The sequence below is a fragment of the Cohnella faecalis genome, from assembly GCF_003570905.1.
In the GTDB taxonomy this organism is placed as follows: domain Bacteria; phylum Bacillota; class Bacilli; order Paenibacillales; family Paenibacillaceae; genus Cohnella; species Cohnella faecalis.
This window is the reverse complement of record NZ_QXJM01000036.1, coordinates 1-24,382: the sequence shown is the minus strand read 5'-3', so window position 1 is coordinate 24,382 and position 24,382 is coordinate 1. Positions and strand designations below refer to the sequence as shown.

The 24,382-nt window shown below is 55.3% G+C and carries 16 protein-coding genes and 1 other annotated feature; of the genes, 5 read left to right on the top strand and 11 right to left on the bottom strand.

The window, feature by feature from the left end; translation table 11 throughout:
• Positions 1-4: 4 nt before the first annotated feature.
• Together D3H35_RS10890 and D3H35_RS10885 are read right to left on the bottom strand one after the other, a co-directional pair.
• A complete protein-coding gene (locus D3H35_RS10890; RefSeq protein WP_119149247.1) occupies positions 5-2,293 on the bottom strand; it encodes a carbohydrate binding domain-containing protein in 2,289 nt (762 codons plus the stop codon).
• A 104-nt stretch (positions 2,294-2,397) separates the two neighbouring features.
• Complete coding sequence (locus D3H35_RS10885; RefSeq protein WP_119149245.1) at positions 2,398-3,294, bottom strand: LysR family transcriptional regulator; 897 nt, start codon at positions 3,292-3,294, stop codon at positions 2,398-2,400.
• Between the two features lie 125 nt (positions 3,295-3,419).
• Between D3H35_RS10885 and D3H35_RS10880 the strand changes: the two genes are divergently transcribed.
• Both D3H35_RS10880 and D3H35_RS10875 read left to right on the top strand, forming a co-directional pair.
• Positions 3,420-4,391: a metallophosphoesterase family protein gene (locus D3H35_RS10880; protein ID WP_119149243.1), complete on the top strand. Its 972-nt coding sequence runs from the start codon at positions 3,420-3,422 to the stop codon at positions 4,389-4,391.
• Between the two features lie 3 nt (positions 4,392-4,394).
• Entirely contained in the window at positions 4,395-5,642 is a 1,248-nt protein-coding gene (locus tag D3H35_RS10875) for an MFS transporter (RefSeq protein WP_119149241.1), read from the top strand.
• On the opposite strand, the gene D3H35_RS10870 is transcribed toward D3H35_RS10875, so the two are convergent.
• The 7 genes from D3H35_RS10870 to D3H35_RS10840 form a co-directional block, all read right to left on the bottom strand.
• Positions 5,587-6,327: an alpha/beta fold hydrolase gene (locus tag D3H35_RS10870; protein ID WP_119149239.1), complete on the bottom strand. Its 741-nt coding sequence runs from the start codon at positions 6,325-6,327 to the stop codon at positions 5,587-5,589. The two genes, D3H35_RS10875 and D3H35_RS10870, sit on opposite strands and share 56 nt — an antisense overlap.
• The gene (locus D3H35_RS10865; RefSeq protein ID WP_233567862.1) at positions 6,320-7,591 is read right to left on the bottom strand and encodes a M48 family metallopeptidase; all 1,272 of its coding nucleotides are present in this window, start codon (positions 7,589-7,591) and stop codon (positions 6,320-6,322) included. Before D3H35_RS10865 ends, D3H35_RS10870 begins: the two co-directional genes overlap by 8 nt.
• A 168-nt stretch (positions 7,592-7,759) precedes the next feature.
• The gene (gene gntC / locus D3H35_RS10860; protein WP_119149237.1) at positions 7,760-8,989 is read right to left on the bottom strand and encodes a guanitoxin biosynthesis PLP-dependent (S)-gamma-hydroxy-L-arginine cyclodehydratase GntC; all 1,230 of its coding nucleotides are present in this window, start codon (positions 8,987-8,989) and stop codon (positions 7,760-7,762) included.
• A 42-nt stretch (positions 8,990-9,031) separates the two neighbouring features.
• Positions 9,032-9,272 (bottom strand) — a binding site (T-box leader).
• 316 nt (positions 9,273-9,588) lie between these two features.
• Positions 9,589-11,613: a serine hydrolase gene (locus D3H35_RS10855; RefSeq protein ID WP_233567873.1), complete on the bottom strand. Its 2,025-nt coding sequence runs from the start codon at positions 11,611-11,613 to the stop codon at positions 9,589-9,591.
• A gap of 109 nt (positions 11,614-11,722) precedes the next feature.
• Positions 11,723-13,972 carry an ATP-dependent helicase gene (locus tag D3H35_RS10850; protein ID WP_119149322.1) on the bottom strand — a complete coding sequence of 750 codons (2,250 nt, stop codon included), beginning with the start codon at positions 13,970-13,972 and terminating at the stop codon, positions 11,723-11,725.
• A gap of 145 nt (positions 13,973-14,117) precedes the next feature.
• Complete coding sequence (locus D3H35_RS10845) at positions 14,118-14,594, bottom strand: C40 family peptidase (protein ID WP_119149234.1); 477 nt, start codon at positions 14,592-14,594, stop codon at positions 14,118-14,120.
• A 307-nt stretch (positions 14,595-14,901) separates the two neighbouring features.
• Complete coding sequence (locus tag D3H35_RS10840; RefSeq protein WP_119149232.1) at positions 14,902-15,573, bottom strand: phosphodiester glycosidase family protein; 672 nt, start codon at positions 15,571-15,573, stop codon at positions 14,902-14,904.
• 294 nt (positions 15,574-15,867) lie between these two features.
• Between D3H35_RS10840 and D3H35_RS10835 the strand changes: the two genes are divergently transcribed.
• From D3H35_RS10835 to D3H35_RS10825, 3 genes are all read left to right on the top strand, one after another.
• Positions 15,868-17,124 carry a ParB/RepB/Spo0J family partition protein gene (locus D3H35_RS10835; protein WP_119149230.1) on the top strand — a complete coding sequence of 419 codons (1,257 nt, stop codon included), beginning with the start codon at positions 15,868-15,870 and terminating at the stop codon, positions 17,122-17,124.
• Positions 17,125-17,252: 128 nt separating this feature from the next.
• Positions 17,253-18,143, top strand: coding sequence for an oxygen-dependent tRNA uridine(34) hydroxylase TrhO (gene trhO, locus D3H35_RS10830; RefSeq protein WP_119149228.1), 891 nt, complete (start codon positions 17,253-17,255; stop codon positions 18,141-18,143).
• 235 nt (positions 18,144-18,378) lie between these two features.
• Complete coding sequence (locus tag D3H35_RS10825; RefSeq protein WP_119149226.1) at positions 18,379-22,296, top strand: COG1361 family protein; 3,918 nt, start codon at positions 18,379-18,381, stop codon at positions 22,294-22,296.
• A 534-nt stretch (positions 22,297-22,830) separates the two neighbouring features.
• Here the strand turns inward: D3H35_RS10825 and D3H35_RS10820 are convergent.
• Positions 22,831-24,135: a hypothetical protein gene (locus tag D3H35_RS10820; protein ID WP_119149224.1), complete on the bottom strand. Its 1,305-nt coding sequence runs from the start codon at positions 24,133-24,135 to the stop codon at positions 22,831-22,833.
• Positions 24,136-24,137: 2 nt separating this feature from the next.
• The coding region (locus tag D3H35_RS30730) for a hypothetical protein (protein WP_158594065.1) at positions 24,138-24,382 on the bottom strand (245 nt) is incomplete at its 5' end.

The window sequence follows — 24,382 nt, the reverse complement described above, 5'->3', positions numbered from 1 at the left end:
CAAGTTAAGGAGTTCCGGCGGTAATCGTTCCGCTATCAAAGGTAGAGGTGCCGATATTAAAGAAGTAGTTGCCGCCTCCATTGTTGTCCCATGTACCGCTGCCATTGTTGAACACCGCTTCCAGGCTCGTTGCCGAACCGATACTGACGGTATACTTGTTATAGCCTGCGAACTCTGAGGTCGGCATCGCTACGCCCGGCACAGACGTCCACGTTCCGCCTGCCGGACGATAATGAATGTACGGCGTGCTGAAGCCTCTTTTGTAATAAACCGTGACCGTATTGTTTACCGGCACGCCCGATGTAATCGTTCCGGCAATGAACGTCGAGGTGCCGACTGGGAAGAAGTAGTTGCTGCCTCCGTTATTGTCCCATGTTCCGCTGCCGTTGTTGAATACCGCTTCCAGCCCCGTTGCCGAACCGACATTGATCGTATATTTGTTGTAACCGGGAACCTCTGACGCCGGCATTGCAACTCCCGGCGCAGTCGTCCACGTTCCGCCTGCCGGACGATAGTGGATGTATGGCGTCGAGTAGCCCTGCTTATAGTAGACCGTTACGATGTTGCTAGAATTAGTAGAAATAGTAAGGCTGCTTGGCAGCGATTTATTGTTCGCCGCATCGACTGCTTTTACCGTATAGACGTAAGCTTGGCCTGCACTCAGCCCCGTATCCGTATAACTGGTTGTCAACGAGGTTCCGACCAATACCGAATCGCGCAATATTTCATAATGGGCTACACCTACATTGTCCGTAGAAGCGTCCCATGACAGGCTGATGCTCGTTGTCGTTTTGCTTGGCGATATCAAATTCGCCGGTTGGCTTGGAGCCGTTGTATCTACAACCGGTACCGGCAGATTATCAATAATATTTTTCAGGTTCGGCAGATAACCGATCTTGTCGGTCGAAGGGCTGCTTGAAGGCGTGTTAAGAACGGGATCCCTTAATATTTCCCTGAGCTGGCTAGGTGAATAAGTTACACCGTACTCCGCCTTTACGATGCCTTGAAGCGCGATAGCCGCTGCCGTTACGATCGGCGTTGCCGAGGATGTTCCATTGAAGCTGGTCTGGTAGCCTGTTGTTGCAGAAGGGCTTGCCGCCGCGAGCGTATGAACCCCTGTCCCCCACCCATAAGCATCGATACGGTTTCCGTAGTTGGAAAAATACATCCGTGTATGCGGCACCGTATCGGATGCGGCGCCTACCATAATCGCGCCGGAGTCTTTAAAGTCGGGGCTTGTCCGATTTAGTATATATTTACCGCTGGAATCCTGGAATGTATCCAGATTTACGGTGCCATTGCCTGCGGCTGCTACTACGGTAATGCCATGGTTAATGGCATATCGGATCGCATCGAATTCCGCGGAATACACTTCGATAGGCACGTAGCCGGAAGCTCCAGGATAGGTAGTCTGGATTTCGATCAGAATAACGTCTCCAGCGTCAAGCGCATCTGCGGCCACAATAAGCGCTTCCGCAATATTGCCGTATTCGCCGGTCCGCCACCAGGAAGATACCATCGGCTGAGCCTTGCTCGCGAGTCCAATATTTCCGATCGTGTTATCCACCGCGGAGATGACTCCCAATACGGCTGTTCCGTGGTCGGCAGACGTTGCTACGATTTGGCTGCCTGTAAGCAACGGTATACTGTGGGCGGTCAGATCTTCATGCCCCAGAGCCCAGCCGCGCTCTACGTCCACATAGGAAATACCTTTTCCATCCCCGCCCTCGTATTGCCATGCATAGGGAGCATTAATGCCTTGGGATGCCGCATTTAAATAGGATTGATAGATATTGTTCGGATCATTGCTCGGCAGAACCGGCGTTGAGTTGGACGAAAGCGACGGTTCTTCAATGACGATCGGCTTCGAATAAGCCTCCTCGACAAGCTTGGAATTATTCAGCTTTTTGAGCAGCTTCTCGCTATCTGCGCCTTCCGGAACAGTAATCGTATAATAGTTCTGGAAAATAGCTTTCGCTTTATCGACGTTTTTAGTTTCACTATCCATAATTTTGAATAAACGATTAATTTTTAAATCTGAATACTCAGATAAAATGCCGTTTAGATCATTATCCTTTTTCGCTTTAACTTCGCGCTCTACCCCGTCTTTATAGGGCACATTGACATCCGCTTTGAATTTGACAACGATTTCGTTAGAGGCGGAATGTACAGCTTCTTTGTCCCCGCTCGTTTCTTTGGCTCCGCTAGCGATGACTGGAACATTGTTGAATGCGATGATAGACGTGAATGCAACTGCGAACATAAAAAAGCTTAATAATCCTCTTCTAATCATTATTTCTCTCCTCTACTCTAGTAAATTTGCATAGTATCTATGCCTTTATTTACTATAAATACAGGATTTGTATCCGTCAATCGCCGGAGCGCCACGGAGGAAAGTCACCTGCCCGGTTTCCCCAAATGCTCGCGAACGAGCCGGACGAATTTTTCCGTAATCGGCGTGAGCGCTTGATCTTCGGCCGTACAAATCGCAATCGGCCGTTTAAGATCGACGCCATCGACGAATACTCTCGCCACCTCGCCCTTTGCAACGAATTCCTGCACGGCCATGGCCGATATCACATTTGCCCCGTAACCCGCGCTTACAGCCTTGATCGACTCTTGCAAACCGTTAAACTGCATGCCTATCTTCGGCTGCCTTACGTTGAAGGTGCGGCACATCGACAGAAACCGTTCCCTCGTCGAGCTCCCTTCTTCCCGAATGACGAAAGTCTCCTCCATCATTTGCTCCAACGTCACGTTTCGGTTCGCGAACGGATGGCCTGCCGGAACGATGAACCACAGTTCGTCGTCAAGCAGATGCTCCCACCTCATATGTTGACGCTCCCAGCCGCCCCCAATGATTGCCACATCGGCCCTGTGATTGACAAGCAGCTCGAAAGCTTCCTTACTGTTGCCGGTTACGACTTTGATATTGACGTTCTCGTTATCGGATTTGAACAAAGCGATGCACTTCGGAAGGAGCGCGGTTGCCGGAAGATAGGTAGCGGCAATTGTCAGCTCTCCGGCGGTTCCGTCCAGCAAATCTTTGACTCTCGTCTCAATTTCATGCTCGGCTGCCGTTATTTTGCCCGCCAGTCGATAGACTTCGTTCCCGGCGAACGTCAAGCGAATCCCTCGCCCCTCGGGCCTAACGAGCTTTACGCCAAGCTCCTTCTCCAAATTACGGATATGCTGGGTCACGGCAGGCTGGCTAATGCGAAGCTCCTCCGCCGCCTTCGTCACGTTACCGATCCGGGCCACGCAATGGAACACCTTAAGCGCGTGCAAATTCATACGAACGCCGCCTCTTTCGATCGTGATTAATAAGAATGACTTATGAATTGATCATCATTATATATTAGTTTCGAGCCTTTGACTGTATTATTTTGTAACTATCACCGGACGGGAGAGTGGGGAAAATGAGCCGTTTGCGCTTTAACGAAGACGGAACGTTCAAGATCGTGCAATTTACCGATATTCACTGGCAGAATGGCGAACCCGCCGATTGGCGCAGCCTTGCCCTGATGAAAGAAATCGCGGCAAACGAAAAGCCCGACCTCGTCGTTTTTACTGGCGATGTCATTCATTCCGAGCTGACGGCCGACCCGAAGGCGGCGTTCGCGGATGCCGTATCCGTCGTTACCGGCGAAGGCGGCGTTCCATGGGCGTTCGTCTTCGGCAATCACGATGCGGAGGAAGGCGTCTCGCGGAACGAGCTGATGGAGCTGGCACGCAAGCTGCCGGGCTGCATGGCGGAGCAAGGCCCCGTCGATGTCCATGGCGTCGGAAACTACCGGCTGTCCGTACACCGTTCCGCTGCTCCCGAAGAAGTCGGGGCTTCGCTATATCTCTTCGATTCCGGAAGTTACGCTCCGCAGGAAATCGGAGGGTCTGCCTGGATTCATCGCAGTCAGATCGATTGGTACGTTCGAGAATCGTCCAGGCTTAAAGCCGGCAATCGAGGCAACGTCGTTCGTTCGCTGGCTTTTTTTCATATTCCGCTTCCGGAATTCAACGAGGTGTGGGACTTTCGAGCTTGCTGCGGTCACAATTTCGAAGGCGTAGGCTGTCCGAAAATAAACTCGGGGCTATTTCATGCCTTTTGGGAGAGGGGCGATGTGAAGGGAGTTTTCGTCGGACACGATCATGTCAACGATTATTGGGGAACTCTTCACGGAATCCGGCTCTGTTACGGCAAGGCGACCGGCTACAACGGTTACGGCAGCGAAGGGCTTCCTCGCGGAGCCCGCATCATCCGGCTCCATGAGGACGAACGGCCTTTCGACACTTGGCTCCGACTCGATAACGGACAGGTCGTCTATGAGCAGCCGGTACACATTCCTGCGATTCAGGATTTGATTCTGCAGTCCAATAAGCGCCTTCGGTCGTAAGGGATGGCGGCCGACGACAAAAAAATCGTTCTCCGAATCGCCTGGATAACGGCTCTCTGCCTGATCGGGGATTCCATGCTGTATATCGTTCTCCCGCTGTATTGGAAAGAGGCCGGACTCGGTTCGCTCTTCGAGGTCGGGCTCGTTCTGTCGGCTAACCGATTGATTCGCATCCCTTTGAATCCGCTCATCGGTTGGCTCTACGGCCGCATCGGCATTAGACAGGGGCTCATTCTCTCCATCGTAATCGCCATTGCGACGACCGCTTCTTACGGGATCGCGGAGGGATTTCTATTCTGGATCTTCGCGAGGTGCTTATGGGGCGTCGCTTGGTCGTTTTTGCGGCTAGGCGCTTATTACGTCATCATCGAGCTTCGTTCGAGCAACGAGCTGGGCCGGTTGTTCGGAATATACAACGGCAACTATCGGCTCGGAAGCCTGTTCGGCATGTTGGCGGGAGGAGGCTTGGCCCAGCTGTACGGTCTCCGTCAAACCGCATTGGCTTTGGCGGTTTTCGCATTTTGCGGGATCGCGGCAGTGTACAGAAAAGGGGTATTCGAAGCGACGGGAGGAGCTGACCCTATCCCCAAGAGGACGGAAGCGCGGTCGACGATTTCAAGGGGAATAGGACGACGGTTCATAACAGGCGGGGTGATCGCACTTCTGCTTTCATCGTTTACGTCTTCTCTCATCTACGAAGGAATGTTCACTTCCTCGCTCAGCCACTTTACGGAGGCGCGGCACCCCTCGACAACGTTCCTCGGGTTATCCTTCGGCAGCGCTCTGCTGGCAGGAGGACTCCAGGCTTTGCGGTGGGGATGGGGACCGGCGCTGTCTCCGTTTATTGGCGCGCTGTCAGATCGAAATGGAAGCGCGGTTCCGATGATCGTCGCCATCTCCCTCTTCGCTTCGGGGCTCTTCCTGCTTTTTCCGATGTCATTGCCGTCAACGTTATGGATCGTAGTTACGATTGGCATCCTGTTAACCGCGACAGGCATGAGCACCTTGCTAGATGTCCTGGCCGCGTCCATCGCATCCCGTCATCCGGGGACGGAAAGAAATGTCATGACTGTCTATTCCATGACGCTCGATCTCGGTGCGGCGCTCGGTCCGGTCGCGGCATTCTGGGCGATTCAACGGACTAACGGCGCGACACTGTACTGGGCGTCGGCGATCCTATTATTTTCGCTGTCCGCTAGTTGGCGCTTTCAATCCGTTCGAGGAGCCAAGGCCACACCGCGTCGGTCGTGATTTCCAGATTGGTCATGCCCATTTCATTGAGATAAGGCGGCCGGTCTCGAAAATAATCCGGGTGGCCGCCCGCGATCGACACTCCGCGGAACGAGGCAGGGGCATGCCTGTCCATCCGCCATGCCGGAAGGCGGCGACCGTCCGTCGTCCAGCCTCCGAACGAGCCGATCCGGCAAACCGGGTCGGTCGGCTTTACGTAGGCTCTTCCGTCCATGACCGGGGGCGACGCGTATACATAGAGCACCGATTCCCGCAGTCCGGCCGGTATTCGGCATTTGGGAGAGCCTATCATGGCGACCGGACAAGGCGTTCCTCCGTCTCTTTCCAACAGCAGCTGCGCCGCTTGGACGGCGGCGATCCCTCCCGCGCTATGACCGACCAGGATGTTCGTAACATGGACGGAGGCTTCGGAGTCTATACGATCGGCGTCTATCGCAGCCAGCGCTCGATTGGCGCCGATCGAACGGAAGTATCTGCCCTCGCGCCCTCTTATGTCGCGGCCAACCTCCCTCAATTGGGGAACGAGACTCCTTCCCCAATCCCCGTAAGGAAACAGGAGCTTCGATCGCACATCGAGCCCCGACTCCTCGATCAAGCGATGAATCGTTAGGCGGAAGCCGTCCAGGAAGTGCGAAGCCGTCGCTACTCCCGCCAGCATATACAGTCGTATCTCTCGTTTATTCATGCGTCTCCTCGAATTTCCTGGCGGCGATTATTCTCTCCAAATCGTTTGGATGCGTGTCCCGGAAAAGCCGAACGAGCAGCGGAGGGTTCACATCGCTAAGCGAAGCGACGGCCATCTTCTGCGTCATGGAGACGGACCCTTCGGCGCTGCCGGTCAGCTTCATCGCATACGCGTCTGCGGACGACTCGGCGCTGCGCGACACGAGATTCGAAAGCGGAAGCGATGCGAACGACATCACGGACAGGAGCAGCAGCAGCAGAGGCAGCGCCGCCATATCCGAGACCGAGCGGATTCCCCAGCCTTCGCCCCATTTTCGCAAAGCTCTTACATACAGCCATCGTCCAATTAAAATGACGACCAACGAGGAGCCGACAGCGCCTGCCGCGCTCCATTCGAGATGATGCATCCTGTAGTGCCCCATCTCGTGCGCCATGACGAGCAAAATTTCCTTTTCGTTCAACCGCTTCAGCGTCGTATCCCAAAGAACGATGCGCAGCGAGGAGCCGATCCCGTTCACATAGGCGTTCATCGCGTTCGTCTTGGCGGACATGTTCACTTCGTACACGCGATCGGCCGGAATATCCGCCTTGGCGGCGAGCTCGAGAATTTTGCCCTCCAGCTGCGGGTCCGACAAACGGGAAAAATGGTTGTAGACCGGGTCGATTACGACGGGCTGGACGTACATCATGAACAGCGTGAACGGGACGGATAACAGCCACAGCTTCAGCCACCAGCGCCCTCCCCGCGAAATAAGCCAGAAAGCGACCGCCGATACGGCCAGCGCCGTTACGTAGCCGATGCCGAACGCGACCAGTTTGTCTCTGATCCACCCGGATATCGGCTGCGTCGTAATGCCGTATGTCTTGGACATCCCATATCCCAATATTCGCAACGGCAGATAGAGGATGAAAGCAGCAGCGTCAACTAATAGCACGAATAACGGAAAACGGACGTAAACGGGAAGGCGGCGGCGTTCGAGCGCGTCTCTCCAATATCGGGCCAAGCCACCGCTTAGCAGCGCGATGTAAATAAACCACTCCCAAGGTCCGCTCAGGAAAAAAATCCAATTCCGCGCCGCGTTCAGCATCTCGCTGTCTGTCAGCTGCGACTGCGTGAAGAAGGCGGCCGGATCCGCTTCCGTTCCCTTATAGGCAGCCGGAACGCTGTTCGGCGACGTGTACCAGACGTAAACCGCCATTACAACGGCATAAACGAGGAGCAAAAGGGAAAATCGAACGACAGCCGATCGGTTTCGCAAAAGCATGCCGGCATTCTCCTTCATCGTTTCACGGATGGCTTCATCATACCACTAACGGGTGCCGCTCACGAAACGGGCTCGCCGCCCACAGACATTCGCGCGAGGCGCTGCATGCAGATCCAAGCGGGCACCATAGGCCGCTGGCAGCTCTATTCTATTCCGCCTCCCCTTCCGTTATCCGTTCGCAAGCACGACGTCCGGCGAAGGCACTTCGGATTCGCGTTCCTCCGCAATTCGCGCCAGAAAGCGCTCCATCCTCTCCAATGCCTCCGTCAGCTTCGCTACGGAAGAAGCATACGTACAGCGGATAAATCCTTCTCCGCCCGGGCCGAACACGTTGCCGGGAACGGTCGCCACGCCCGCTTCGTTCATGAGCCTTTCGGCGAATTGGTCCGAGGTCAGCCCCGTATGGGCGATGGATGGAAAAGCATAGAACGCGCCTTGCGGCTCGCGGCAAGGCAATCCGATTCGTCTCAAGCCCTCGACGAACATCCGGCGTCTCTGATCGTAAGAACGGATCATATACTTCATTTCCTCCAAGCCCGCCTGCTTAAGCGATTCGACCGCCGCGATCTGCCCGATCACAGGCGCGCACATGACCGTATACTGATGAATTTTGAGCATCGCGCCGATGAGATCCCGATGACCGCAAACATAGCCGACCCGCCAGCCCGTCATCGCGAAAGCCTTGGAAAATCCGCTGACGAGCAGCGTTCGCTCCTGCATGCCGGGCAGCGAAGCAATGCTGACGTGCCGTCCTTCGTACGTAAGCTCGGCATAGATTTCGTCGGCGATAACGATGAGATTGTGCTCCCGAATGAGCTGGGCTACCGGAATCCAGTCCTCCCGCGTCATAATGGCTCCGGTCGGGTTGTTCGGAAAATTCAAGATAATCGCCTTCGTACGAGACGTAATCTTCTCCCGCAGCGAGGCAGCCGTCAGCTTGAAGCCGTCGCGCGCGGACGTCTCAAGCTCTACCACTCGTCCGCCGTGCAGAGCGGCTATCGGCGCATACGCGATGTATGTGGGAACGGGAACGATGATTTCGTCGCCCGGAGCAATCAGCGCGCGCAGCGCCAGATCGATCGCTTCGCTGCTGCCGACCGTAATCATCATTTCGCAGGATGGCTCGTACTCGAGACGAAAGCCTTCTTTCAAGTAATCCGCAATCGCCTGCCTAAGCTCGGGCAATCCGGAGTTAGGCGTGTAGGCCGTTCGGCCGTTCTCCAGCGCTTGGATGCAAGCTTGCCGGACATGCTCGGGGGTGACGAAATCGGGCTCCCCTACCCCTAGCGAAATCAAATCTTTGCTCGCCCCCGCCAAATCGAAAAACCGGCGGATGCCGGAAGGCGGCAGCGTTCTCGCGGTTTCTGACAAATGTTCGTTCATCGACATAGGATTCATGCCCGTACCCCCTTTTGTGGAAAACAAAAAGCCCGCCCCTGTAAAAGGGACGAGCTGTTATACCCGTGTTACCACCCTGGTTCCGCATAAGAAAAAAAGCGGCACTCTACGCGTATCCAACAATACGCGTTCCCGTTAACGCAGGAAATGCGGCAGAGCTTACTAGTGTTCGGCCTGCTTCTCGGAGACGGCTTTCGGTCAAGGCCCGGACGTTGGTTTGCAGCTACCCCAACTCTCTGTAGGAACGGACGATTAACGTACTGGTTCTCTTCATTGAACGTGACAGTATGGAATTACCTGTTACTATACGCAATCTTCGTTCGGAATTCAACCCCTTTTCGCGAAATCGGGCAGAGGCTGACTGTGACGCTATTAGTCACGCCGTCTGCGAGGGGGGCCGTTGGCTGCTGCGGTTCATTTAGCCAACCTTTGTTGGGTTACTCGGGTGAAAATCGCTGCTGCGGCTCATTTAGCCAACTTTTGTTGGGTTACTCGGGTGAAAATCGCTGCAGCGGCTCATTTAGCCAACCTTTGTTGGGTTACTCGGGCGAAAATCGCTGCGGCGGCTCATTTAGCCAACCTTTGTTGGGTTACTCGGGCTATTGAATAAGCGACACTTCCGGAAGCTGCAGCAAGAACATGATGGCCGCAAGCTCCTGCACGTTCAGCGATTTTTGAGAGCCGTAGTTCGCTTGGCCGTTGCCAAAGCTGACTTCCGGGCCGTGAATTTTGAAGTCGATCAGCGCCTTCACGGAAGTCTCCGCCCATTTCGACGTTCCGGGGGCAAGAGCCGTCTGGCTGTCGGCAATCCGGACTCCCGAAATTTCGAGAAGCCTCCGCACAATGACGGCCGCTTCCTCTCTCTTGATCGGACGCTCCGGCCGGAAGTAGCCGTTGCCCGTCCCGTTCAAGAGCCCGAGCTCAAGCGCCGCCTGTATGTCGGCACCGTACGGAGAAGCTGCGACATCGCGGAACGATGCCGATCCCGTAGCTGCCGGCAAGCCGAATTCGCGAACGATCTCGTGAACGAATTGTTCTCTCGTGACCGGGTTTTCCGCGCCGATCGGCTTGGCGGGATCGGCCGTCAACAGTCCCATCGCCTGCAAGCCGTGAATGTATTTCGCATACGGATGATCTTCCGGTACGTCGGGGAAGCCCGCAGCCTTAGGCAGCTTCGCCGCGTAGCTTCCCGGGTTGCTATATTTCAGGTAATCGACGTTGCCTTGATCGTCGAGCTTGAACGCGAACGGATTACCGAGCTCGTCGACGAACAGCAGCTCGCCGGATTGCTTCAGCTTGATAAAAACGCCCGCGCTGTTTCCCGCTGATAACGTGCCATCCGCGTCCGCCCGGACGCTGGTCAGCCGACCGTAGCGAAGATCCGAATAAATTCCTTCGAACCTCTTCAGCTCCGACTGCGGCCGGGCTTTGTACCCGGCATCCCCGAATGTCGTCTGTCCCGGGTAATATCGATTCATAAACTCGCGGAAAAGCTCGATGCTCAGACCGGAATTCGTATTGTAAGTGACGAAGACCCCGGTTTTCTCCTCCGGCAGCAGCCACATGAAGGAACTGAAGCCCGGAATGGCACCGTCCTTCGTAATGACGTTCCTGCCGTTGGAGTAAAGAAGAGGAGGAGCTTCGAAGCCGTACGCGATATCAGGGACGTCGGCGTTAATGGCGACATGGAAGGTCGACATCGCCTTAACCGACGACGGCGATAAGATCGATTTCCCGTCCGCCGCCGTTCCCCCGTTAAGGAAAGCGAGCATGAACCGGGATACGTCCTGGGCAGTCGTAATCATGCTGCCCTCCGGAATGACGCTCGGCGTCAATCGATAGACGGGAACGGCAGAGCCCCCGCCATCGTAAGCCGTCGGAAGCCTTCCGAGCAGTTCTTCGGTCTGCAAATAGCTGGTGGACGTCATGCCGAGCGGCTGGAACACGTGCTTCGTCATGTAATCGTTGAACGGTTCTCCGCTTATTTTCTCGACGAGGTACCCGGCAAGCTCAGATGCAAAGTTGTCGTACATGTACGAAGTTCCCGGCTCTCTGACGACCGGAGGAAAGCTGGCAAAAATGGCTTCCTCCAGCGTCCCCGGCTTCTGGGACGGATCAAGCAAAAAATTGGCGTTCGTCGGTTCCCTCACCTCGAATCCGGTCGTATGGGTCAGCAGCATCTCCACCGTCACCGGCTTACCGAACGGATTGACCACCTTGTAGCCGCCCAAATATTTCTCGATGTTGTCCTGCAGCGACACCTTGCCCTGATCCACCAGCTGCATCAAACCAAAGACGGTGAACACCTTGGACACGGAGGCGATGCGGAAAGTCGTGAGCCCGGGGTCGACCGCCGCGTTGGAAACATCGTCCGTGAATCCGTATCCTCGCTCCGCCAACACTTTTCCGTCCTTGACGATCGATACGGCTATCGCGCTCGCTTGCCGCTTGACGTCTTCCTGTTCAAAAAAACGGTCCAGAAAAGCGGAGGCATTCTGAGAATCGATAGAGTCGGTTTTGGCTGCAGATTCGGCTGCCGCGGCGAACCCCGCATACGAAGCGCTTGCCGCCGGAATTCCCAGCGCGAGCGCCGTCGCCAGCACGCAGGCTGCCGTTCGTTTCATTTTCACTACGAGTACCTCCCCAAAAGCGTAAAAATCCGCCAAATTATAATCTAGCAACTATGATTATAGCTGCACTCGACCCTCTTATATCTGGACTAAAGACCAGTATTTAGTAGTCTTTGGTCATGATTTTCTCCAATAGTCCCCTTTCCAGACACGCTGCGACTGAAAGCTCTTTCATTTCCGAGCTTACTTTAATTTGAAGTCGGTCTCCCTCTACCTTCACTATTTTGACGGCTCCGAACACGCGATGGGCAACCGACCGTCCCGGCACCAACAACGCCTTGTCCCGGATCGCATTCGGGTTGCGCGGCTTCGAACGCTCCTTGACTGTACCGACGTTGACGCTAACGCCGCTCTTGCCCGCCGCCGCTTCGGCTTCCTTCGGAGGGCTCTGTATATTCCGCACCCCTGCCAGAAATCGGGACTCCTTCGCTTCGGCGCCGTCTCTCATCTTATAAGAGAGCAGCTCCAAATGCCGCTTCGCCCGCGTCATGCCGACGTAAAAGAGCCGAACCGCCTCTTCCATCGCATCCGTGTACTCTCCTTGCACCTTTTTGGCGTCTTCATCCGACGGAATAATGCCTTCCACCAAATCGATCATATAGACCCGTTCGAATTCCAGCCCCTTCGAGCTGTGAAGCGTGGAGAACGTAACCGCATTGGCGTTCTTATTGAACTTGGACGTCTTCATGACCGTCTCGAGATGCTTCAGCCGCTTCGCGAATTCCTCCATCGTCTCCAACGACTCCGCAATATCTTCAAGCGTGTTCAGTATGCCAAGCAAAACCTCTTTGCGGAACCCGAACTTATCGCACATTTTCTCCAAAGCCTTCTCGTATCCCAGCTTGTACCGAATGACGACAATGGCCTTCTTGGGCGCCATTCCGCTCATATGCTCGAACGTTTCTTTGCAGCCTTGCAGCAGCTTGATTTGATATTCTTGCAGATGTACGTAATTAATTAAATTATCAAATACGGACTCGTTGTTCGCGAACCCTTTGACGGCGGCCATCTGCTGCTTGGTGATGTACCCGGCGCATTTCGTATGAATCCGCTCAAGAATGTCCGGCCGCTTGTCGGTGAACGACATTCTCATGAAATTAAGAACGTCCTCCACGACCCAATGGCTAAAAAAACGATTGTCTCCATCCTTCATATAGAAAGGAATGCCTTGCCGATCGAATTCGTTCATCAAGGCGATGGAAGAAGAGTTGTTCCGATACAAAATAGCCGTCTCACGCCAATCGTCGAGCTTCGCGATCCTCTCGGCGAGATGCTTCGCTTGGACCCGATAATCCGGCAGGCTTTTGATTTTGATCGGTTTGTGCGTTTTATTTTTCGTAAACATGTTTTTGTCGTAGCGATTTTTGTTTTGCTTAATAAACCGATTCGCCACGGAAACGATGTCCGGAGATGAACGATAGTTCTGCTCCATCTTCAGAATCGCCGCCCGGGGATACGTCTTCCGAAAATCGAGCAAATACTGGGGCTCGGCCGCCCGCCACGTGTAGATGCTCTGGTCATCGTCGGCCACTACGCACAGATTGCCATGCTCACGAACGAGCTTTTCGATAATGGCGTGCTGCACGAGCGACGTATCCTGGCTTTCGTCCGTCATGACGTAATCGTACCGCCGCTGGTAGCGGGCAAGCAGCGCCCTGTCGGTCTCCAAAGCGTCGTTGGCGATAGTCAGCATGTCGTCGTAATCGACCAGCAGCTTGCCTGTGCCTTCCCGCTTGAACCGCTCGTACTCCCGCAGAAGCTTATCCGCTTCCTTCACGTCGCATTTGACCTTGGCCCATTGATTTTCCGGAACGAGCTTGTTCTTGATATAGCTGATGTAACGGGTCAGTTCCTCCATCTGATCGTCCGTGATGCTCTCGCCCGTCAGCGACTTGAACAACTGCCGCAATATGAATTTCTTATGAAGCACGAGCTGATCGGGACCGGATAGCTCCAGCTCCTCTAGATCCATCTCTCCCTCGATCAACTGATAAGTAATGCCCGTCTTATAAAAATGGTCTCGCGCCACCGCGAAAGCCAAGCTGTGAATAGTGGAAAAATCGACGCTTCTCGCAGCAGCCGCATGATCCGGGAAAAAGCGGTCGAAGCGCTCCTTCATATCCTTCGCGGAGGCGCGGCTGAACGTGACGGCTTTGATTCGGGAGGACGGGACTCCCTTCTCCTCGATTAGAAATCCTATTCTCATAATGATCGTGGTCGTCTTGCCCGACCCCGGAGACGCAAGCAGCAGCAAGGCTCCCTCCGAATGAAGGACGGCTTGCTGCTGGACCTCGTTCAACGCGACTCCGATTTCCGTTTGTTTGCGGGTAAAAAAGTGTCTGTGCGTATGCATAAGCTTCATTATAACGGATGGACCTCCTCCGGGCATGAAAAAAAGAGCGGCAAAAGCGAAAAAAGACCGGAAACCGTTCGGCTTCGCCGAAGGGTCCCGGTCTGTCTGTTCGGTTAAAGATGAATCGCGGCGCGAAATGCCGCGATTAAAGCACCCGACGGGCCGTCACGTACGCTTTGGTCCAGTAGGACGTATTCATGCTGGACACCGTCACACCTTTGCTGCTGCTCGCGTGCAAGATTTTGCCGCTGCCCGCGTAGATCGCTACGTGGCTGATGCCGCTTCCTCCCGTGTTGAAGAAGACGAGATCTCCTACGCTCAAATAAGCTTTGGCGACAGGATCGCCGACTTTGGATTGCGCTACCGACGTGCGGGGCAGCTCCAATCCGGATTGCTCGAATACGTATTTAACAAACGAAGAGCAATCGAAGGCATACGTGATGCCGGTCGGCGCGCCGAATTTGTAAGCTGTTCCTACCAGCTCTTTGCCGTTCGCCAGCAGCTCCATCGACTCCGCCGTCGCCGCGCTCGCTTGCGGCGTCCCGCCAATCGCGGCGAACCCGAACCATCCGGTAGTGACTAGCGCGCTCATCAATGCCCACTTGGCTAATTGCTTCTTCATTCGTTCATTCCTCCGATTCCTCTGGTTGCCGTTTCTCGTCTAGCTGACTGGAATCACTATAGCACAGACAAAACAACATAAATTTTTCCAAAAAGAATGAAAAGGCCGTAAATTCAAAAGGTTGCACCTATTTCTTAGAATTCGGTGAGAATTTGTTAATCTAAATGAGAAAGACTCGCGTTGCGCATTGAGAACGCATGAAAGGCTAAATTTCTCTGCTCGTTCCGGGGCAAAAGCTTTATGGCAAAAAGGGGCTATCTCCAAGGGCCGGAATGAACGGCAGCCTTGGGAATAGCCCCTTTAATGATCATCTAATCAAGCGAAGCATCTCGACGACCGGACGGCCGTCGCCCTGCAGCTTTCGCTCGCGGCTGTTCAACTGCGACGAGCCGTCCCCGTCGAGGAAGATTCCGTCCACGAGCTTGCCGCCCCCGACTGTCTCGACGATCGCCTCGCGAAAATCAGCCAAGGTTCCTCTATTTTCGCTGACGATAAGGTACAGGTTGCCTTCTTCGTCATACGCGGCGGCCGAACGAAGCCGCTCGTCGTCCGGGAACGGAGCGTTCTCCGCCGCAGCTTGCCCGAGCCATTCTCCGTCGCGGCCAAGTCCCATGCTGATGCCGCCCTGCGCCCAATAGGAGCTCCTGTCGGTCACCTGCAAATCCGCCGAAGCGCGCACGACCTGCACGCTCATCCCTTCCGTTTTTCCGTCCCATACGAGCGTTCCCCTCGCATACTTCACGTTCTCGGCGCCCGAGCCGTACTTCGCCGCCGCACCGCCGACAGGCCTATCGTTCACTACCGCTATGCTCAACAAATCGTTCTGGTAGAAGAAGCCTCCGTTGATTCCGTAAAAAGAAGTCAGCGTCACGTTATTCCGCGAGACTTCTGGCACCGCGTTGGATGGCCGCGTGCGCAACGAATGAAGCTTCACGCCGTTCGTCGCGGTAACAGTCGCATATGCGTAGTCGCGCGGCATATTGGGGGGCTCCTTTTCCGGATCGGGCCCGTTCGCGGCGAAATAAGCGAAGAGCGCGGCGAGAGCCGCCAGCAGCCCGATGACGATAGCCAGCTTGGGCCTCCGGCGAAGCCGATGTATGAACGATGTTGGGAGTGCGGATGGCGACGGATCGATTGCGTTCCCCTACTTTGCTGTGGTCTATTTTTTATCTATACTAGATGACTCGCCGCTTATCTTCAACGATCCCCGAATATTCCCATCTATTATCCCCTGATATATAATAATTTCATATTGAAAAACAGGAGAACACAAATGGACATCATTGAAATCTTAACGGATTTGATCGATGAAGATACGGACCAGCCCCGGTATCAGTTCAATGAAGAGTCGCTCCAGGAGTTAATGAACAGCATTGAGGAGCTCGGCCTGCTGTCGCCTATCAAGGTGCGCACGACGGGCGACGGCCGATATAAAATCATTTACGGAAACCGGCGCTACAAAGCGTGCAAGACGCTCGGACGTCGAACGATTCCGTGCATCGTGTCCACGGTCACGGACGAGGTCGAAATCTACCTGGAGCAAATCGCGGAAAACTTGACCCGGGAAGGCTTCTCCCCGATCGAGGAAGCGGAAGCGTTCGACAAGCTTCTCCACAATCCCGCCTTCAACAGCTCGACCAAGTTTTTGGCCGGCAAGCTGGGCAAGCCGGAAGCGTACATCAAGAACAAGTGCGAGCTGCTTAGATTCGGCAATGCGGTCAAAAAGCTCATCGTCCACGGAACGGAAATTCGCAAGGACGCGCTGACGGAGGACCAACTGCTGCCGCTGAAGGATTTGGCGATGGAGCATCGCGATTCGCTCGCCCTGATCGTCGCCCGTGACGCCATGCCCGTAACGGATGTGAAGAGGATCGCCAAGCTGTTCAAGGACCCGGGCATTTCGGAAGGGACGAAGAGCAAGCTGCTCTACAAAACCGGATACGAGCTGCTTGAAACTTGGTCCGTCTACGACCATAACCGCAAGGAACGGGAGAAAGCGGCCAAGGAGAAGGAAGCGGCGAAAAAACGGGCGGCGGAGCAAAGAGACGACGATGACGGAACGGACGAAGACGAGGAAAACGCCGGGACGGGCGGAAAGCGCGAGGCCAGCGCGGCGGGAACGGCCGGTCTGTCGGCAACGGCGGGCGATGCGAGAATGAGCGGAGCGGTTGACGGCGCGAGGGCGAACGGGATGGCAGCGGTGGCTGACGGATTGAGAACGACCGGGACGGCAGCGGCCAACGGAGCGGCTAGCGCAGCAACGGCTGCTGACGGAGCGAAGACGACCGCAGCGGGGGCGGCCAACGCACCATTGGAGCCCGCCATCGTAACGACTTTGCGCCAATTGCACGCCTCGCTCCCCGATCATCGCATTTTGCTGGAAGTAACGAAGAATTCCATCGGGGAATTGTCGTTCCAACAAGAGGAGCCCTTCCGTCAAAGCATCGATAGGGCAATCGACAGCCTGGAGAAGCAACTTGCGGAGTGGAAAAACGTCAGGGAGCTGGTAAAGTCTACTTTATATACGTAAGCGTTGACTAAGTCCGACCGATCCCCTACACTGAAGGCATGAGCTTAAGAACGAAGCGGAAGAAAAAGGACTCCCTTTTCCTTCCGCTATTCTCTGTTCCCACCCCAAGCGAGAGGTGCATACTAACGATGAGCGATTATCGCATATTGCTTTTTTATAAATACGTCCCGGTTCCCGAGGCTGAAGCGTTCGCATCGGAACATCTGCAATATTGCAAGGAGCTCGGAATCAAAGGACGGATTCTGATCGCCGACGAAGGGATTAACGGCACGCTGTCCGGCACGATCGAGCAAACCGATCGGTACATGGAGGATCTTCGCCGGAACCCTCTGTTCTCCGATCTATGGTTCAAGATCGACGAGAGCGAAGGTCACGCCTTCAAGAAACTATTCGTCCGATACAAGCAAGAGCTTGTCACGCTGCGTTACCATACGAAGCTCAACCCGGTAACCGACGGCGGCGGAAGGCTGAAGCCCAAGGAGTTCTACGAATACCTGGGCAGAGACGACGTCATCGTTCTCGACGGTCGAAGCGACTACGAATACGATCTCGGCCATTTTCGCAACGCGATCCGGCCCGATTTGGAGACGTTCCGCGAATTTCCGGAATGGATTCAGGGCAACCTGACGGAATTCAAGGACAAGACGATTCTGACCTACTGCACCGGCGGCATTCGCTGCGAGATGCTGACCGCCGTCCTTAAGAACGAAGGGTTCAAGGACGTGTACCAGCTTGACGGCGGCATCGTGACGTACGGCAAAGACCCCGAAGTGCAAGGCCGCGGCTTCGACGGCAATATGTACGTATTCGACGAACGCGTCTCGGTGCGGGTGAATCAGACGGACGAGCACATTCTCGTCGGCAAGTGCCATCATTGCGGCAATCCGACGGACCGTTATGTCAACTGCACGGACGACACTTGCCACTTGCAGCATCTAAGCTGCGAGCAATGCGAAGAGTCGACTCAAGGCTACTGCTCGACGGAGTGCGAGGAGCACGACAAGGCGACATCGGCGTAAAAATGATTAGGCGAGAGCACCGAACCTTCCATGGTTCAGGTGCTCTTTTTTTCGTTTTGCTGTGTGACTCCCTGCTTCAACTCATGACTTTTCACGTGCCCACGGTAACTAAACGATATGACAACCGCCGGATTATAATGAGCCACGACAGGATCGGACAACAGTTACATGACCATGATCCTCGATGCCGCTACCGCGTGCCGTCACCTCAAATCCGAAACAAAGGAGATTCACGATGCTCAAAGAATGGTATTCAAACTCGCGATTATCCAAGCTTATTCTGGCTTTCGGGCTCATCGCCGCCCAATTGTTGTCCTTCTCCCCCGGCAGTCGTGCGAATACGGCCTCCGAATTGAAGACGACGGTTCAAGCAAGCTCGCAGGCAGCCAAACCGGGAGACGAGGTCGCCTTGAAGGTGCTCGTCGACTCCGGCATCAGCCGCTCCATCCATATCCAGCTGCAGGTGGTCGGCCCGAACGGGACCGCCGTCTATCAGCAATGGGCCTACGACAAACCTGTCGCAGCCGGAGGCGTTAACGAGTACCCGTTCAAGTGGACCGTTCCCGAAGGGCTGCCGGCGGGCAATTACGCGGTCAGCGTAGGGATATTCGGAGCGAGCTGGGATGCAATGTACAGCTGGGATTCGGGCCTCGCGGTCATCCAGATCCAATCCGGCGCGACCTTGCCCGGGTTTACGGCTGAAGCGGCTGTCCCGCCTTCGGTCGAAGCAGGCAGTCAAGCAACGATCAAAGCGACTCTGGTTAGCGATCAAGCGACGGCCGGAAAAGTGGCCTTGGCGATTCACGATTCTTCGAATGCGCTCGTCCATGAACAATCGTTCGCGGGCGTGACCTTTGCCGCGAACACGGCAACATCGGTATCGACGGTTTGGGCGGTTCCGGAAGATGCGGTGTCTGGCGCTTACCGGATTGAACTGACGGTTGTCGGAGCGGACGGCTCGACGGTCTATTACCGGAACGCCAGCTTCGGCTCGATCCAAGTAGCCCAATCCGATCCAGGGGCAGGCGCAACGTTCCAGACTCGCGCCGTCATGGACTCGACTACCGCGGAGTCTGGAGAGAAGTTCGATTTCTCGGCTGAAATCAAGGCTGACCGGAACGCCTCCGTCCTGGTCGACGTCATCGTCAAAAACCCGTACACGAACGAGCCAGTGCTCCAAGCCGTATTCGAGCGCCAAGCTTTGACCGCGGGCGGCATTCTTTCTATTCCGATCTCATGGAACGTTCCGGCGGATGCGCCGTCCGGACGTTATCCGATCGAAATCGGCATCTTCGGCAACGGCTGGCAAGGACCGTATCATTGGAACGCGAATGCCGGATACGTCCAAGTCGGCGGCGGCTCCGTGCCGCCAATCGAATTCGTCGCCAATACGGCTGTCGCTCAGTCCGTTGTGGAAGCCGGATCGCCCCAGAGCTTTGCCGTTACGGCGACCGGCAGCGCCGACGCAACGGCGATCGTCCAAGTCAAAGTCTTGGACCCTCAAGGGCTGACCGTGTTCCAGCGCGAGTTCCCGAACGAGCGTTTTATCGCTCGGCAAGCGAGAAGCTTTAACGCAAGCTGGCCTGTTCCGAGTACGGCGGCTCTCGGAACGTATTCGGTCGAGACCGGCATTTACAGCGCCGATCGTTCCCACACCTACTACTGGAATAGCTCCGCCGTACAATTTGCCGTGGAAGCCGGCACCCCTCCGCCGACGCAGCCGGACAACGGCGCAACGGCTGTATGGACGACATCGGTCGTTGCAGCGGAGACCGCCGAGGCCGGCTATCCGACTACCGTTACGGCTAACGTTGCAAGCGATGATTATGCGAAAGCGCTCGTCGACGTCGAAATCTATGACGAGCATGGCAGCAAAGTATATCAAGCTGTTTTCGATCATCAATATTTTCAGCCTAACGCTGCGAAGAGCTTCCCGGTCACATGGAGCATTCCTGCGTCGCAGCCGCGCGGCCAATACTCGGTCAGCATCGGCGTATTCCCCGAAAGCTGGGGTACGGCATGGAAGCACCATTGGAACGGCGGTGCGACCGATTTCGATGTCAATTGGGGAATCGTCCCGGATATCGCGCATGAGAGCAACGCAGATTTGGAGGCTATCGTGCCGGGGCAAAAGCAAACGATTCGGACGCGGCTAACGAGCAGCGAGACGCTTCCCGCTACCGTCCGGCTTGAGCTATTCGATTCGGCAGGCAGCCGGGTCGCCAGCGCAGAGTACATGGCGGACGAATTCGTCCAAGGGGTCGCTAACGACTACTCCATGGATTGGACTCCTGACGCCAACTCTGTCAACGGCACGTATAAGCTGAAAGTATCCGTCGCCAAGGCGGACGGCGTAAGAGTCTTCTATTCGAATCCGGAAGCGGTGCAGTTCTCGCTGTCGGGAGGCATCGATCTGACCTATTCGCTAAGCGCCGCAACGGAGCAAGAGGAAGTGAGCGCCGGGCAGACGCTGAACGTCTCCGCTTTCGTCGGCAGCACGGTTCCTTCCGTCGTGTCGATGAAGATCAACTTCATCGACGTGCTCACCGGCAAGATCGTCCACAGCGAATCGGCCTACAACAAGCCTATCGTTATCGATCAGGAAACGGCTGTCGATATCGATTGGACACTTCCGAAGTGGATTCGAATGAACGAGGAAAAAGTCCGTTCCGGCGCGGAGCCGCTCATCCAGTACATTCTCGACGGCGACTACCGGGTCGACATCGAGCTGTACAACGCGGACATGAGCCAGCGGATTGCGACGCATAACGGCGCGGCCGCGTTCAAGGTCGTATCGCCCGACGACGCTCCCGCTCCTCAGCCTGCCGAAGCTCCTGCGCTTCCTGACATTATGAAGCTCGGCGTTTTCGCGACCAATAACGACGATCACGGCATTACCGGCTGGATGCCGGAAACGGGACTTCCTTGGAACTTTGCTTACCGTTACTTGAACGGAGGGGCGAACAACCAGGAGGGCTGGACTTCGTGGGATCCGTATTTCGTCGGCAGCTGGCAAGGCGCTTACGCTTACGACTATGCGAAGAAAGCGACCGATCGCGGCTACACGCCGGTGTTCACGTTCTATCAGATGCTTCAGAGCATATCCGGCGACTGCCTGAATTGCGACGAAACGAAGGACGACATCATCACCTTGAACGATCCGTACGCTATGCGGGCTTACTTGGAAGAATTCAAATTGTTAATGCAATTAATCGGTACGGGCGAATATAACGGCAAGCCCGGCATCGGCAAAACGGCAATCGTCCATGTCGACCCCGACTTGGCGGGGTACGCCCAGCAAGCGGTGCTCGACAACGACCGCTGCTTCGGCCAATGCACGGGCAAAGGCAACAACCCCGCGTTCCTGAAAGCGGCGGTAGCAAGCACCCGCATGCCGGAGCTCGCCGATCTGCCGAACACGTATCAAGGCTACAATTGGGCGTTGCTTCGCCTACGCGACCTATATGCCCCGAACGTCATTATGGCGCCGCACGTCAACAGCTGGGGAACTCTCATCGACGTTGGCCGGGACACGAACCCGAATCTTGACGTAACCGCCCTCGGCAAGCTGGCTGGCGAATTCGCCAACCTGAGCGGAGCGAAAGTCGTTCCGGCAGGCATCAAGCCTTACGAATACATTTTCAACGACATCGATGACGACGATGCGGGCGGCTCTAGAGGCTACTGGCTCGACCGCACGAACTTGACGCTGCCCAACTTCCACCGGTGGGAGCAGTTCGTGAAGGCCGCCGTCGAGACGACCGGGAAGAAAGCGATGATCTGGCAAATCCCGGTCGGCAACCAAGTGTACCGGGCGATGGACAACACCCCCGGCCACTATCAGGACAACAAGGCGGAATACTTCTTCGAGCACATGCAAGAGCTCGTCGACATCGGCATCGTCGGCCTCATGTTCGGCCACGGCCAGCCCGGCTCGACCTCGCACTACAACCGGATGGACGACAACGGCGGCGCTCCCGCTTCCGCCGACTATTACAACCCGGACCCGCTAACGTTCTCCGACGGCTGGGGAGACGGCAGCGTCCACACGAACGACAAAGAAGCCGACTCCACCGACGACGATGGCGGCTATCTGCGTATGCAAGCTACGGAGTATTATAAGCATCCGATTCCGGTTTCGAATCGGTATTAGGAAGAGGGGCTGTCTCTCAGGTCAATTCGTGTGACCTTGTGAGACAGCTCCTGCAAGTTCGACCTCACTTCCCGCCGATAGTACGGTACCTCGTCCCACTGTTGCGCTCTCGATCACACTTCCCGCCGAATGTATGGTACCTCGTCCCACTGTTGCGCTCTCGATCACACTTCCCGCCGAATGTATGGTACCTCGTCCCACTGTTGCGCTCTCGATCACACTTCTCGCCGATTGTATGGTACCTCGTACCACTGTTGCGCTCTCGACCGCACTTCTCGCCGATTGTATGGTACCTCGTACCACTGTTGCGCTCTCGACCGCACTTCTCGTCGAATGTAAGGTACCTCGTCCCACTGTTGCGCTCTCGACCGCACTTCTCGTCGATTGTATGGTACCTCGTCCCACTATTTCGCTCTCGATCACACTTTTCGTCGAATGTACGGTACCTCGTCCCACTGTTGCGCTCTCGATCACACTTTTCGTCGAATGTACGGTACCTCGTCCCACTGTTGCGCTCTCGACCGCACTTCTCGCTTACCGGATTCCATCCGGATGCTCAGCCAGTCGATGATCCTTTGGAGACCCGGCGCGAAGCTTCCGCAGCTGGCCCAGACTCGTGAAGTTGCCGACGACCAGAAAATCGTGCGGCGTTTGCACCCCTTTGGACGTATCCAGTCCGATAACGTTATGACCCGGCGCCAGCAAGTTCGTCGCATTGAAAAAATCCAAGCCCGGCAAGTGAAGAGCGATTGTGGGGAACTGAATTCGCTCTCTTAAGTTTCTGTCGTAAAAAGCAGGATAGGAGCTCGAGCATCCGCCCATGCGTTCAAAGAAACTGCATCCTTGCGCCTTTAGTTCAACTGTAAATTCGGACGGATCGACGGAAATGTGCGACCCGATTACGTCATCCGCGCTTAACGATAATGGCACGGGGAATTTATGGAGCTTGATCGTAACATAAACGCCGCCGTAGGTAGAGTTTCTCGTAAACGTTATGCTTTTGCTCCACTCCGAAAGCGTATATCCGCCAAATTCAAGCGAAATTCCGCCTTTCTGCAACGTCATATGGACGGGATTGCTTTGCATGCTGATTTGCAGCCCTTGATAGCTGTGATTTTCAAAGAAGCTTTGCCCGCTTTTTCCAACGGCAATAATATTTTCGTCTTTCCGCAATACGGCGGACACGCCGCCCCCGCTAACCGGGTTGGACAGCTCGACGGAAAAGCCGCAAGCCTCTAGCTGAGGCCTTAAAAACGATTGCGTAATTAACCGGTTGGACAAAATGATGCTGGCCGTATAGCCTTGCGGAATCGGATATACGGCGGTATCGCCCGGCTGAAACGAAGGCGACGGATTGCCCGGCGGATTGCCGCTTTCATTCGTCTGAATGTACAAGCTCAAAACCCCGTCGTCTCCGTCCCCCGCCGAAGCAAACACGAACGACTTCGGCGTCAGAATCGTTCCGCCGGATTCCGGCCGCTTGTTGTTTATCGAGGATAGCGCATAATCGATCGCCTGAATGTGTGTTTGAAAGTAGTCTTTCAATACAGGCAAGAAGTAAGTGACCAAAATATCGTGGTCTTGCGGATCCGGCGCCGGAACGATTTGATACAAGGTTCCCTTCTCCGAATTGAAATGCACAATAATATGATTGTCGTGCGGGTTGCCGTCACTGAACGTCACGACATTGTCATGCTCGATGACTTCGCCGGTGTCCCCCTTGATCGCCGCGAGTGGAACGATGGCCTGTACGCTGTACCTGCCTCCCGGGATCGGAATCGTTCTTTTCTCAACATCCGCCATAATAATTCGAGCGAAGCTGCCTTCGTTGATAGGCATCGTCAGCGTCGCAAAGCCGGAACGCCCGGCGATGAAGCTAAGAACGGGCGATGCAAATGGATGTCGTATCGGACGGTATACTTCATTTCGGTAATCGGATCTTCCCGCTCCGTCGTCAGCACGACTTCCCTGGCGAGCTTCCCCGCTTCATACTGCGATTTCAAAAAAGCGTTCAACTGATGAACGCTGTACGAACAAAACGTCCAGCCGGCCTCTTCCAGCCGTTCAGATAATTCGTTGAGGGGCC